Below are 11,058 nucleotides of genomic sequence, written 5' to 3' on the forward strand. Positions count from 1 at the left end.
GATGGACACACATTCCATTCTGACCGACGACTTCGGCATCCAGGACGACGAGATCGAGCGGCTCGCCGCCGGCCTCGGCGCTGCCGCAGACTCGGTAGGCCTTCTCGATGTCGCCTACACCGAAGTCGGCTCGCCCGTCGGTGCACTCATTCTCGCGGCCACCGAGCGCGGTCTGGTCCGGGTCGCTTTCGACTCCACCCCGCTCGATCAAGTCCTCGACGAGCTCGCCGTATCCGTTGGCGCGCGACTGATGCGCGCCCCGTCCCGTTTCGATATTGCCGAGCGGCAACTCGGCGAGTACTTCTCCGGGGCACGGAGGGAATTCCAACTGTCCCTGGACTGGCGGCTCGCGACCGGCTTCCGGCTCGAGGTCCAGCGTTACCTCCCGCACATCACCTACGGTTCCACGGCAAGCTACGCAGAGGTCGCGCAAGGTGTCGGCAACCCGAAGGCGGTTCGGGCGGTCGGAACGGCATGCGCGAAGAATCCGTTGCCCATCGTGGTGCCCTGTCACCGCGTCGTCCGCAGCGACGGATCGCTGGGCAACTATGCCGGCGGGCAGGAAGCCAAGCGGGAGCTGCTCGCGTTGGAGGGATCACGATGAGCCCGACCGGGACGACCGGAGCCCTATTCGGCCCAGAAGCCCTCGGCCGCCCGCGCCGCGAGGTCGCCCCTGGCGCGTTCTGGGTACCGGACTGGCTTACCGTCCCTCAACAGGCGTGGATCGTGCAGGCGGCGCGGTCGCTCGGACGCGGCCCCGTCCCCTATCATTCTGCGAAGATCGGCAACGGTCAGATGAGCGTGAGCACGTTGTCGCTCGGCTGGCACTGGTACCCCTACGGCTACAGCCGCTATGCCGTCGACGTCAACGGCTGTCGCGTCGCCGCCGTGCCCGAGTGGCTCGTACGCCTCGGCCACCGCGCCATCGAGGACGTCACCGGAAGCCGCGCCGAAGGCGACGCCCACACGATCGACGCCGCGCTGCTCAATTTCTACGACACCAGCGCCCGCATGGGCATGCACATCGACGGCGAGGAATCCGCCGACGCCCCGATCATCTCGCTGTCCATTGGCGATACCTGCACCTTCCGCTTCGGCAACACCGAAACCCGCACCAAGCCGTACACGGACGTCGCCCTCGCCTCCGGCGACCTCTTCGTCTTCGGAGGCCCGTCGCGGCGCGCGTACCACGGCGTTCCCAAGATCGTGCCGGGCACTGCGCCCGAGGGCTGCGGCCTGGCCTCCGGTCGCCTCAACATCACCCTCCGGATCACGGGCATGGCCGACGACTCTTTCCCGATAGCCAATAGCGCACCACCCAACGAATACAGCAAAGGAACCGCATGACCACCGAACCGGAATCCACTGCTCTCATCGTCGGCGACGACGGACTTACCCGCCCCAGCTGGGCCGAATCAAGCGACCTCATGCGCGAGTATTACGACACCGAATGGGGCCTACCCGTACGAGACGAGCAGGGGCTTTACGAAAGAATCACTCTCGAAGGCTTCCAGTCGGGACTGTCGTGGGCAACGATCCTGCGCAAACGCCCCGCCTTCCGCGAAGCATTCCACGACTTCGATCCGGACGTTGTCGCCGAGTTCACCGAGACAGATGTAGAGCGGCTCATGGACAACGCGGACATCATCCGCAACCGCGCGAAGATCAACGCGGCGATCAATGGCGCCCGCGCCACCATAGGTCTACGCGATGACGGCGGGCTCGCGAATTTCGTCTGGTCATTCCAACCCTCGACCACGCCTGCTCCCCGCACATACGAGGAAGTCCCCACACAGTCCGAGGAATCGAAAGCACTCGCCAAGGCATTGCGCAGTCGCGGCTTCCGCTTCGTCGGGCCGACGACGATGTACGCGCTCATGGAGGCGATCGGAATGGTCGACACCCATCTCGTCGGTTCGCACCGGCGCGGATCATCAGGAGTGTGGCCCACGGAAGCGCAGTAGAGCCGGGTCCCTCACTACCGGATCGCTTCGCTCAGAGACCGAGGACGGTGATGGCGACAGTGAAGTAGAGCAATAGGCCGGTGGCGTCGCAGAAGGTCGAGATAAATGGAGTGGAAAACACCGCCGGATCGACCTTGCACGCCTGTGCGACAAGGGGCACGAGTCCTCCCACAGTCGCCGCTATGGGGCAGTTGAGGATGATTGTCAGCCCGACAACGGTGCCGATTCCCACGCCGTAGACCAGCGATGCCACCGCAAACGCCAGCGCGCCGAGGGCGATGCCGAGCAGGATTCCGGTGCGTAGCTCCTTGAACGCGACTTTCATGAAGTCGCGTTTTCGTACATTGCCCAGCGATAGCGCGCGGGTGACGGTGGTCGCTGCCTGCGATCCGGTGTTGCCTCCGATCCCGGTGAGGAGCGGAATGAACAAGGCCAGGGCGACGACTTGGGACAGCGTCTCCTCGAAAATCTCGAGCACCTGAACTGTGAGAACGGCGGAAACGGCCAACACGAGAAGCCAGACCACGCGCGACTTGGCGACCGTGGCGACCGGCGTCAGCAGATAGGGCCTGCGCAGCGGTTCGGCGCCGCCGGCTCGCGCAGAGTCCTCGTCGACTGCCCGCTTGTCCAGCGCGGCGGCGTCGCCGATCGGAAACACCCCAACGAGACGCTTTTCGGCATCGACAATGGGGAACAACAAGTCCCCGGAGTCGAGAACGCGGCGTGCGACTGTCTCCGCATCATCCGAGGTATACGCGTACGGCGGGTCCGCTTCCATGAGCTCGCTGGCGTGCCGATCTCCGTCGCTTCGCAACAAGTCGATCGGATTGAGTTTGCCGACGAGCACCAATACGTCCGACACGACCGGGATCTCGGCGAGAGCTTCAAGCGAGGCGTGATGGGACCGGATGCGGTGGAGCACCTCGTCTACGGTTTCGTGTTCCTTGGCGTAGACGGCCGGTTCCATCGTGCGGCCGACCGAATCGCGGGGATAGCCAAGCAGCCTGGTGACCTGGCCGTGATCTTCGGCCGTCATCGCGGTCATCAACTTCTTCGCCACGCGCGCCGGCAACTCGTCCAGGAGACGCGCCTGCTCATCCGGTTCGAGCCCGGCGAACACCTCGGACACCTTGGCGTCGCTGAGCTCGGCGACGAGATCGGCCTGGGCTGCCGTATCGAGATCGTCGAAGATCTCGATGGCCTTGGACTTGTCGAGAAGTCGGAATAGGACGGCAGCGTCACGAGTCGGGATCTCGTCGAATACGTCGACAATCTCCCATGCGGGCATTGTCGCGCAGATCTCCGAAAGCTCGGGCAGCTCGCGATTCTCTATCAGGAGATGCAGGTAGTCGGTGTGTACTCCTGTGGCGTCGCTCATTTTGTTGTCCTTATGCACGCGTGCGTCCGCAGCGCGAACACTGCGGTCTGATCAATTTCGCCTGACGTGCGCCCCTGGACGCCTATACAAAAGTCACGGCGGCGCAGGACCGGACGATTGAGGCGCGACGAGATCGACTCCTCGGATCGGGCATCTCTCGCTCACCTCCTCCGGTAGTTCTGCGCGCATCTCGCGCCGTATGGCCCCACCGTATCCCGATACTGCTGCGGTACGCATCCGCGACCGTTGTCGCCTCGGTGGGATCTGCCAGACGCGTGCGGCTCAGTTTCGTCGCCGGGTTTCGTCATTCGCCCTCATACGTCGTACCGGACCTGTAGATTTTGGGCCACCTCGGCTCCCGTTCGCCACTCGCGCGGGACGCGACGAAAGGACGACTCAGATGAGTTCGACACCACGACGCCGCCCTCACGCCACTCGGCAAGCGCTCGCGCTCGGCACGATTACGGCCGTATCGATTGCCCTTACCGCATGTTTCGGATCTGGATCCTCCAGCGCCGTCGACGGCGGATCGGCGACGGGCTCGCTCCCGCCTGAAAGCTCCCAGCAGGGGGCCGGCAGCCTCGGCGCACCTGAGGTTCTCGGATCTGGTGCATCTCCCCTGGCTTCTTTGGAAACCGGGTCGAATGCCTCTGAAGACTCCAACACCCTGCCCGCCCCGACGGTGGTGGCGGAGGGACTCGACGTGCCATGGGACATCGCCTTTGTCGATGCCGAAACCGCCCTGGTGAGCCAGCGAGATTCCGGCAAGGTCGTCGAGGTTGCGGACAACGGAGATAAGCGAGTCGCCGGCGTCATAGACAACGTCGATGCGCGCGGCGAGGCCGGGCTACATGGACTCACGATCCACGAGGGCTACCTGTACGCCTACTACGGCACTGAAGAGGACAATCGCGTCGACCGTTTCGAACTGACCGGCGAGCCCGGTTCTCTCGGTCTCGGCGAGCGGGAAGAGATCGTGTCTGGGCTTCCGATCGGCAACGTCCACAACGGAGGCCGGATCGCTTTCGGCCCGGACGGCAAACTGTATCTCGCGGGAGGAGACTTCCAAGAGCTGCGGGACGCCAAGTTCACCCAGGATCCGTATCATCCTGCGGGCAAGATTCTCCGGTACAACCCCGACGGCTCAATTCCCGGCGACAATCCCTGGCCGGGTTCCCCGGCATACAGCATGGGCCATCGCAACGTGCAGGGGCTGGCTTGGACCGACGACGGCACGTTGTACGCGGCGGAGTTCGGCCAGGACGAGTGGGACGAGCTCAATAAAATCACTGCGGGCGCGAATTACGGCTGGCCCACCGTTGAGGGCCGGGGAGGAACGGAGGAGTTCACCGATCCGGTTCAACAGTGGCGGCCTGCGGCGGCCAGCCCGTCGGGCATGGCATATGCGGACGGCATGCTTTACATCGCAAACCTTCGCGGGGAACGCATACGCACCGTTGACGTATCCGACGATTCTCGCTCCGAAACCCACTTCACCGGGCAGTTCGGCCGGCTCCGCCATGTCGAGGTCGCACCGGACGGCAGCCTGTGGGTGCTGACGAACAACACCGACGGACGCGGACAGCTGCGCGACGGCGACGACAAGATCCTGCGCATCGAGTAGCCGGCGGGAAATTAGCCGCCGTCCGACGTCATACCTGCAATGCGGGGAACCTGGGCACGACGTGCTCGGCGAGTTCTTCGAGTACATCGCTTGCCGGGCGTCGTCCGGCCTTGAGGCCGAGGATGACGTGGTTGACGCCGATTGAGGACAAGGAACCAAGGAGCTCGAGGAGCTTGTTGCGGCCGAGGCTGAAGCCGAACTTCATCGGGGTGGCGGGCGCGCCGGGATCGTCGAGGAGGTCGACGGGGAGCGACTGGGCGAAGGGTTTGAATACGTCCTCGCCGGCATGGCGACGCACGGCCTCGCGCCATTGGGCGACCTTGAACTTCTGCTCGCGGAGGGCACGCGGGTAGGTCAGCCAACCGTGGCCATTGCGGGCGATCCAGTCGAAAGCCTGCTGGCTCGTGCCAGTGATGAGCAGCGGAATCTCGGCGGCGAGCGGCTTGGGCACGACGTCGCCGCCCATGAGCGCCCCACCGCTCCAGCCGGTCGGCCGAAATGATGTGGCATGGGCATGCCGCATGACCTCGATCGTCTCGCGGAAGATCGCGCCGCGGTCCTGCACCTGCTGGCCGAAGGCAGCGAACTCCCGCTGTCTGTCGCCCGAGGCGGCGCCCATGATGAATCGGCCGCCTGAGAGCCGGTCGATGCTCGCTGCCTGCTTTGCGAGGATGAGCGGGTGATAGAACGGCGCGACGATGGAGCCGGACCCGATGGCGATTTCGCTGGTCTGCCCGGCGATGAAGGCAAGGTATGTCCACGGATCGAAGATCTGCCCGACGTCACCGAAGTCCGGGTCGCGCAGGAGGATATCCCGCACGTATAACCCGGCGAACCCGGCCCGTTCGGCCGCTTGTGCGCGCTCGACCTGATGCTCCATGCGCGGAGTGTCGCCCCGGTAGGACTCGATGGGAAAGAACAGCCCGAGAGTCATCGATCCCTGAGCGAACACGCGGCGCCAACCGGGAAGCTCGGTGTGTGAGCGGACGGAAGGCTCGAACGGCGATTGTTGCATAAGCTCTGCTCGAGCACTCGCGGGTTCGACACCGTCGCTTACCATGGAGGCCTTTTGCTTTCGGTCGCTTCTGCCGTCATCAATACAGCGGGATGCCGCGACTGTCGTACCCGTACGAGCCCGAGCGGAAAAGAATGAGCAGGAATTCGATGAACGCCCAAATTCCCACCACCATGAAGCCGAGGACACCGATGACCACCACCACGGTTAGCAGGCTGAGCAACCAGATGACGAGCTGAATCACACCGCGACTGGTGTACCCCAGATAGAAATTGTGCACCCCCAGGCTTCCGAGGAAAAAGGCGAGCAGCGCAGCAGCGGCGTGCGATTTTGGCTTCGCCAAGGCGGAATTCATCTGGCCGTACGCGGCGGCGTGCGGAAGGAGCTCCCGCCCCGAGTCGGGAATGTACCCCATCGCGGAGTCGTACGGCGTCGGCACGTGCGCCGGCGCTCCGTAACCCGGATTCGAATACGGGTGTGCGGCGTATTGATATGGGTTCGGATCCTCACCGAACAGCGGGTTGGCCACAGTGGGCTCCTGGGCCCCCGGCGCCAGGTACGGGTTCGTCGCCGACGGCGTCCCATCGCGAGCGCCCTCGGCGAACGGGCCCGAGAAGTCGGCGCCGCCGAAGCGATCCGATCCGTACTCTCCGGTGGGTTCGAAATCGTATGGGCGAGTCATACCCCTCCTCTTAACTCGACGCGATCGTCTTGCAGATACATACCAGCCTATGTCCGCCGTCCGGCGTTGAGAACCTGGTTAACCCTGAGATCCACCCTGAAATCCTCACTCCGATTTACCTACCTACCATCTGGTAGGTACCGTGTCGGCGTGGCACTTTCGAAGTCCGAACTCCTGGAAGGCGCGGTCGAAATACTCTCCCGCGGCGAGCCCTTGACGCTCGACGCGGTCGCGCGGTCGAGTGGGCTCACCAAGCCCGGCGTCATCCACCATGTGGGTTCCAAGGAGGGGCTCATGGTGGCCGTGGTAGACCATGTCATCGACCGCTGGACCGAGGACCTCGATTCTCGACTGCCCCCGGACGCCACCGACGTCGATCGCCTCGCCGCGTACGTAGACCACGCGTTATCGACGAACTTCGACCCCTCCGATCTCGCTCCGCTCGCCGACATCAGGTTGCGCGAGACCCTTCGGGACCGGTGGACCGAGAAGCTGTCGTCATGGATGGTGGCCTCGACCACCGGACCGTTCCGGGCGCGACGCATCGCCGCGCGACTCCTCGCCGACGGGGCGTGGTTCAATTCTGCGGCCGGCATCGAGACCATGAGCGACGACGAGCGCGCCGAGGTACGCCGAATCGCGCAACAACTCATTTCCGGAGGTGAGATCCAATGATCACGCAGCCACCGCCGCCCGCGCAGAAACGCGTGCCGCGTAGCGCGTGGATGTTCCTCGTCGCGGCCATCGCCTCGGAGGTCACGGGCTCACTTTCCCTCAAGGGTGCACTCGATCGTCCCGCGCTCTACCTTCTCGTCGTCACCGGCTTCGTCTTCGCTTTCGTGTTCCTCGCGCAGGTCCTTCGCCGCGGCCTGCCGATCGGAGTCGCCTACGGCATCTGGGGTGCCGCGGGCGTCGCGGCGACGGCGATCCTCTCGACGCTGATCTACGGAGAACCGTTCTCCGCGCTGATGGGCGTCGGCATTGTTCTCGTTATCGCCGGGGTGGTTCTCATCGAGCTCGGCGGCAACAACGCGGCAGGCGAGGAATCCGCCTCTACATCTGCGAATCGGGGGAGCGAATGAATTTCATAGCCTGGGCATTTCTCCTTCTTGCCATCGCATTCGAAGTAGCCGGGACCTTGTCCCTGCGCATGCTCGCACTTCACGGCAAGCGCTGGCTGGTCCCTATCGTCGCCGGCTACGCAATCGCCTTCACGAGCCTGTCGATGTCCTTGTCCCAGGGCATGCCACTCGGCGTCGCCTACGGAACGTGGGTCGCCGTCGGTGTCGCACTCGTCGCCATTCTCGGCCGCGCGCTTTTCAAGGACCCCTTTACCAAGCGCATGGCCGCAGGCGTCGTTCTGGTTATGGCCGGCGTACTCCTCATCGAGATCGGGGCGACGCACTAGCCGTTGCCGCCCGGCCATTGCACCTGTCGACGAGCAGGAATACACTTAGCCTTGTGGCTAAGTATTCTGACGAGCTGGATACGGTGTTCATCGCACTGGCGGACCCGACCAGGCGGTCGATCATCAGGCTCTTGAGTGCAGGCCCCGCACCAGTCGGCACTCTCGCCGAACCCTTCGACATCACGCTCCCGTCGTTCATGAAGCACATCAGATCGCTCGAGCGCGCCGGCATCATCCACACCTGGAAGGCCGGCCGGGTTCGCACCTGCGAACTCGACCGCACCCGCCTTTCCCTCGTCGACGACTGGCTCGCCGACGAACGCGCACGGTGGAACGCACGCACCGACCGGCTAGAGCAGTTGGTCACCAGCCCAGAGGAGTCATCATGATCTCGCACGAATTCGATCCGGAGCGCGATCTGCGGATCCAGCGCGTCATGCGCGCGCCGAAAGAACGCGTATGGAAAGCGTGGACCGATCCGGAGTTACTACAAAAGTGGTGGGTCCCGGCACCCACGGTCGCGCGCATCGAGCGACTCGATCCGACGGCTGGCGGCGCGTTCGTCACGAAAATGAGCGAAGACGGGCAGAACTTCGTCCCCCACACCGACGGCATCTTCCTCCTCGTCGAGCACGAGAGCCGCATCGTGTTCACCAATGCCATCTCGAGTTCCTGGCACCCCGCGCTACCCGCCCCTATTGGCATGACGGCGGAGATCACCCTCTCCAGCCACGCCGAGGGCACCGACTATCGCGCTATCGTGCGCCATGCGGACCCACAGGCCCGTGCCACACACGAGGAGCTTGGCTTCTTCGATGGCTGGGGAGCTGTCACCGAGGCGCTGGCAAAACTCGCCGAGTCCCTCTAGCTCGGGGCGGCCTTTCCCAGCTTCCAGTAGCCCGAGAACGTCACGTTTGCCTTGGGTACGCCGCATTCGCCCACGAGGTAGCGGCGCGCACCAGTGGCAAGCCCGGATTCGCCGACGGCGAAGGCGTAGAGATCGCTGCCGATCTCTTCTTCTTTCAACGCCGGTAGAGCAGCGGCCCCGGGCTCCTCGTCGCCGCCTCGAACGACCCACCGCACATTCACGCCGTCCGGCGCGTTGACGAACTGCTGGTCACGCTCGTCGAAAGTCTCAATGATCGCGGTGCCCCGGGCATCGCGCGGCATATCTCGAAGGATCCCGAGCGCCGCGGGCATGCCGCTCTCGTCGGCGACGATGAGGCTGCGGTCCGCGTCGACGGGGTTCCACCCGCAGCCCTGGTCGATGAACGCCGCCTCTGTCCCCGGCTCGACCGACGCCGCCCAGGGCCCGGCGTAACCATCGGTGCCATGGACGACGAAGTCCACATCCATCTCCGCGGGATTCTCGCGGAACTGCCGGATCGTGTAGTTCCGTATCACCGGGCGCGTACCCTTTGGCAGCGTGAGGTATTTGAGGTACCCGCCAATACCGAACTTCGTGGGCATCTTGTGGAGACTTGCATCGCCCCGAATCGGAATAGCAAGCCGGAACCACTGGTCGAATCCCTTGTATTCGAACCGCTCGAGGTCGGCTCCCCCGAACGTCACCCTGATGATGTGCGGCGACACCTCCTCGCGCCGTTGGACGACGACCCGGACGAGTCCGGAGTCAGAGTGAGTGACGCTGATGTTGGGCATTCCCAACCGCCTTCCCTGGATAACGATACGGCGATGACTTAGGTGAGCCTATCTTGTCACGCCATACCTCGCATATGACGTCGGACTCACCGCGCACCCCTCAGGCCGCCCCTATCCCGTGTGCCGGAGGTAGGACAGCGCCATCCCAACAGGAATGCTCACGGCCAAAATCACGAGCATCGCGCGATACGCCAGGAGCCACAGCCCGCCGCCGGAGGCTTTGCCAGCAATCCGGGTGCCCAGCGCGGCGATGATCAATGCAACAACCAGGGCGGCCGAGGACACATACACGAGGAGACTCGCCTTAGTCAGAGTGCCGGCGATGACGCCGGCACTGCCGAGGTTCCATCCGGCGCATTGTGCCCAACCGGTCCCGGCGCCACCGGCCCCTGAACCCCGGCGCGCCCAGCCCATCACAACCTGCGCGACTCCAACTACGAGTACCAGGTAGGCGGCCACCCAGCTCCCGCGGTAGACGTCGAGCGGATCCGTCACCGCCGCGACCAACCCGCCGGCCACAATTCCGGCCCAGCCGAGCGTCGACATCGCCACCGCCGGAAGGTGATTCGATGGCACTGACTCCCCCAGCTCGCCTGCCTCTTTTCGTGCCACTTTCCTGTCACCCGCTATTTCCACATCGCCCCTGTTAGGCCCTCTTACAAGAACCTATCGCGCCGGTGCTCGCGCACGGAGTGCACGGCGCCTGCTGAAAAACGTGATGTGTCACTCAACCCCGTAACGATTACACGGAATAAGAATATGACGAATTTGTACATAGTCGTCGTAATCATTCTAGGAACACGTGACACACGCGAGCACCGCAATGAATTCGAACCCCACGGACGGACCGGCAGACATCGGTACGGCCGATCTCTTCGACGTTGAGATCACGAGTCCTCTGCCCGAGTTGCCGGCCGAGGAGGTCCGCGACGCGCTTGCCGCTGGTCTCGAAACCGTCCACGCGGACGCGGAGCTCTCGATCGATTCGACCACTGAGAAGATCTCGGTCACGCAGACCATCCGTTCCCGCGAACGCGCACAGGCCCTCGGAACGGCAGAGTCCAACTTCTACGCCGCGGTGTTCGCCGGGGGCGAGAAACTGGGCGAATGGGACGAACACATCGACGAATACCTTTCAGTCCGGGTGAGCGCGAACCTCCGCCGTCAGGAACAGGGGCATTAGGCACGAACGTCAGGCCCAAAGCTCCCGGTAGCTCATCCCACTTCCGGCCACAACCTCGAATGTTCCCGAATTCCGACCGTCAATCCGCGCCAGCGATTGTGCACTCCCCTGGATCCGGGGTTTGTAAGATGAAGGTGTGACC

Annotated in this window: 15 protein-coding genes; 10 read left to right on the top strand and 5 right to left on the bottom strand. The window is 64.1% G+C overall.

The features are described from left to right. Nucleotide 1: 1 nt before the first annotated feature. Genes BJL86_RS11175 through BJL86_RS11185 form a run of 3 tightly spaced genes read left to right on the top strand, consistent with a single transcriptional unit; the run spans nucleotide 2 to nucleotide 1,964 of the window. Entirely contained in the window at nucleotides 2-604 is a 603-nt protein-coding gene (locus tag BJL86_RS11175; RefSeq protein WP_067476210.1) for a methylated-DNA--[protein]-cysteine S-methyltransferase, read from the top strand. Next, the gene (locus BJL86_RS11180) at nucleotides 601-1,347 is read left to right on the top strand and encodes an alpha-ketoglutarate-dependent dioxygenase AlkB family protein (protein ID WP_067476212.1); all 747 of its coding nucleotides are present in this window, start codon (nucleotides 601-603) and stop codon (nucleotides 1,345-1,347) included. The genes BJL86_RS11175 and BJL86_RS11180 overlap by 4 nt, the downstream gene beginning before the upstream one ends. After that, nucleotides 1,344-1,964: a DNA-3-methyladenine glycosylase I gene (locus tag BJL86_RS11185; protein WP_067476215.1), complete on the top strand. Its 621-nt coding sequence runs from the start codon at nucleotides 1,344-1,346 to the stop codon at nucleotides 1,962-1,964. Before BJL86_RS11180 ends, BJL86_RS11185 begins: the two co-directional genes overlap by 4 nt. 31 nt (nucleotides 1,965-1,995) lie before the next feature. On the opposite strand, the gene mgtE is transcribed toward BJL86_RS11185, so the two are convergent. Beyond that, nucleotides 1,996-3,342, bottom strand: coding sequence for a magnesium transporter (mgtE, locus tag BJL86_RS11190; protein WP_067476218.1), 1,347 nt, complete (start codon nucleotides 3,340-3,342; stop codon nucleotides 1,996-1,998). 400 nt (nucleotides 3,343-3,742) lie between these two features. Between mgtE and BJL86_RS11195 the strand changes: the two genes are divergently transcribed. Next, nucleotides 3,743-4,966, top strand: coding sequence for a PQQ-dependent sugar dehydrogenase (locus BJL86_RS11195; protein ID WP_082908612.1), 1,224 nt, complete (start codon nucleotides 3,743-3,745; stop codon nucleotides 4,964-4,966). 28 nt (nucleotides 4,967-4,994) lie between these two features. On the opposite strand, the gene BJL86_RS11200 is transcribed toward BJL86_RS11195, so the two are convergent. Both BJL86_RS11200 and BJL86_RS17625 read right to left on the bottom strand, forming a co-directional pair. Continuing rightward, on the bottom strand, nucleotides 4,995-5,981 hold the full coding sequence (locus BJL86_RS11200; RefSeq protein ID WP_067476221.1) for a TIGR03571 family LLM class oxidoreductase: 987 nt from the start codon (nucleotides 5,979-5,981) through the stop codon (nucleotides 4,995-4,997). A 79-nt stretch (nucleotides 5,982-6,060) separates the two neighbouring features. Then, complete coding sequence (locus tag BJL86_RS17625; protein ID WP_075844974.1) at nucleotides 6,061-6,663, bottom strand: TM2 domain-containing protein; 603 nt, start codon at nucleotides 6,661-6,663, stop codon at nucleotides 6,061-6,063. Between the two features lie 150 nt (nucleotides 6,664-6,813). Here BJL86_RS17625 and BJL86_RS11210 point away from each other — a divergent pair, with 150 nt between their 5' ends. The 5 genes from BJL86_RS11210 to BJL86_RS11230 are packed head-to-tail and all read left to right on the top strand — an operon-like array spanning nucleotide 6,814 to nucleotide 8,939. Next, on the top strand, nucleotides 6,814-7,338 hold the full coding sequence (locus BJL86_RS11210) for a TetR/AcrR family transcriptional regulator (RefSeq protein ID WP_067476223.1): 525 nt from the start codon (nucleotides 6,814-6,816) through the stop codon (nucleotides 7,336-7,338). Next, nucleotides 7,335-7,745, top strand: coding sequence for a DMT family transporter (locus BJL86_RS11215; RefSeq protein ID WP_067476225.1), 411 nt, complete (start codon nucleotides 7,335-7,337; stop codon nucleotides 7,743-7,745). Before BJL86_RS11210 ends, BJL86_RS11215 begins: the two co-directional genes overlap by 4 nt. Continuing rightward, the gene (locus tag BJL86_RS11220; protein ID WP_331710400.1) at nucleotides 7,742-8,071 is read left to right on the top strand and encodes a DMT family transporter; all 330 of its coding nucleotides are present in this window, start codon (nucleotides 7,742-7,744) and stop codon (nucleotides 8,069-8,071) included. Before BJL86_RS11215 ends, BJL86_RS11220 begins: the two co-directional genes overlap by 4 nt. 53 nt (nucleotides 8,072-8,124) lie before the next feature. Beyond that, nucleotides 8,125-8,460, top strand: a complete 336-nt coding sequence (locus BJL86_RS11225; RefSeq protein WP_067476227.1) for an ArsR/SmtB family transcription factor — start codon at nucleotides 8,125-8,127, stop codon at nucleotides 8,458-8,460. Beyond that, complete coding sequence (locus BJL86_RS11230) at nucleotides 8,457-8,939, top strand: SRPBCC domain-containing protein (RefSeq protein WP_067476230.1); 483 nt, start codon at nucleotides 8,457-8,459, stop codon at nucleotides 8,937-8,939. The genes BJL86_RS11225 and BJL86_RS11230 overlap by 4 nt, the downstream gene beginning before the upstream one ends. Here BJL86_RS11230 and BJL86_RS11235 read toward each other — a convergent pair. Both BJL86_RS11235 and BJL86_RS11240 read right to left on the bottom strand, forming a co-directional pair. After that, a complete protein-coding gene (locus BJL86_RS11235) occupies nucleotides 8,936-9,733 on the bottom strand; it encodes a siderophore-interacting protein (RefSeq protein ID WP_067476233.1) in 798 nt (265 codons plus the stop codon). The two genes, BJL86_RS11230 and BJL86_RS11235, sit on opposite strands and share 4 nt — an antisense overlap. 111 nt (nucleotides 9,734-9,844) lie before the next feature. Continuing rightward, nucleotides 9,845-10,309 (bottom strand): hypothetical protein, encoded by a 465-nt coding sequence (locus BJL86_RS11240; protein ID WP_083657640.1) that lies wholly within the window; start codon nucleotides 10,307-10,309, stop codon nucleotides 9,845-9,847. Between the two features lie 226 nt (nucleotides 10,310-10,535). Between BJL86_RS11240 and BJL86_RS11245 the strand changes: the two genes are divergently transcribed. Beyond that, nucleotides 10,536-10,916 carry a hypothetical protein gene (locus tag BJL86_RS11245; protein WP_156515377.1) on the top strand — a complete coding sequence of 127 codons (381 nt, stop codon included), beginning with the start codon at nucleotides 10,536-10,538 and terminating at the stop codon, nucleotides 10,914-10,916. Nucleotides 10,917-11,058: the final 142 nt, after the last annotated feature.

This window comes from Dietzia timorensis, from assembly GCF_001659785.1.
Lineage (GTDB): Bacteria > Actinomycetota > Actinomycetes > Mycobacteriales > Mycobacteriaceae > Dietzia > Dietzia timorensis.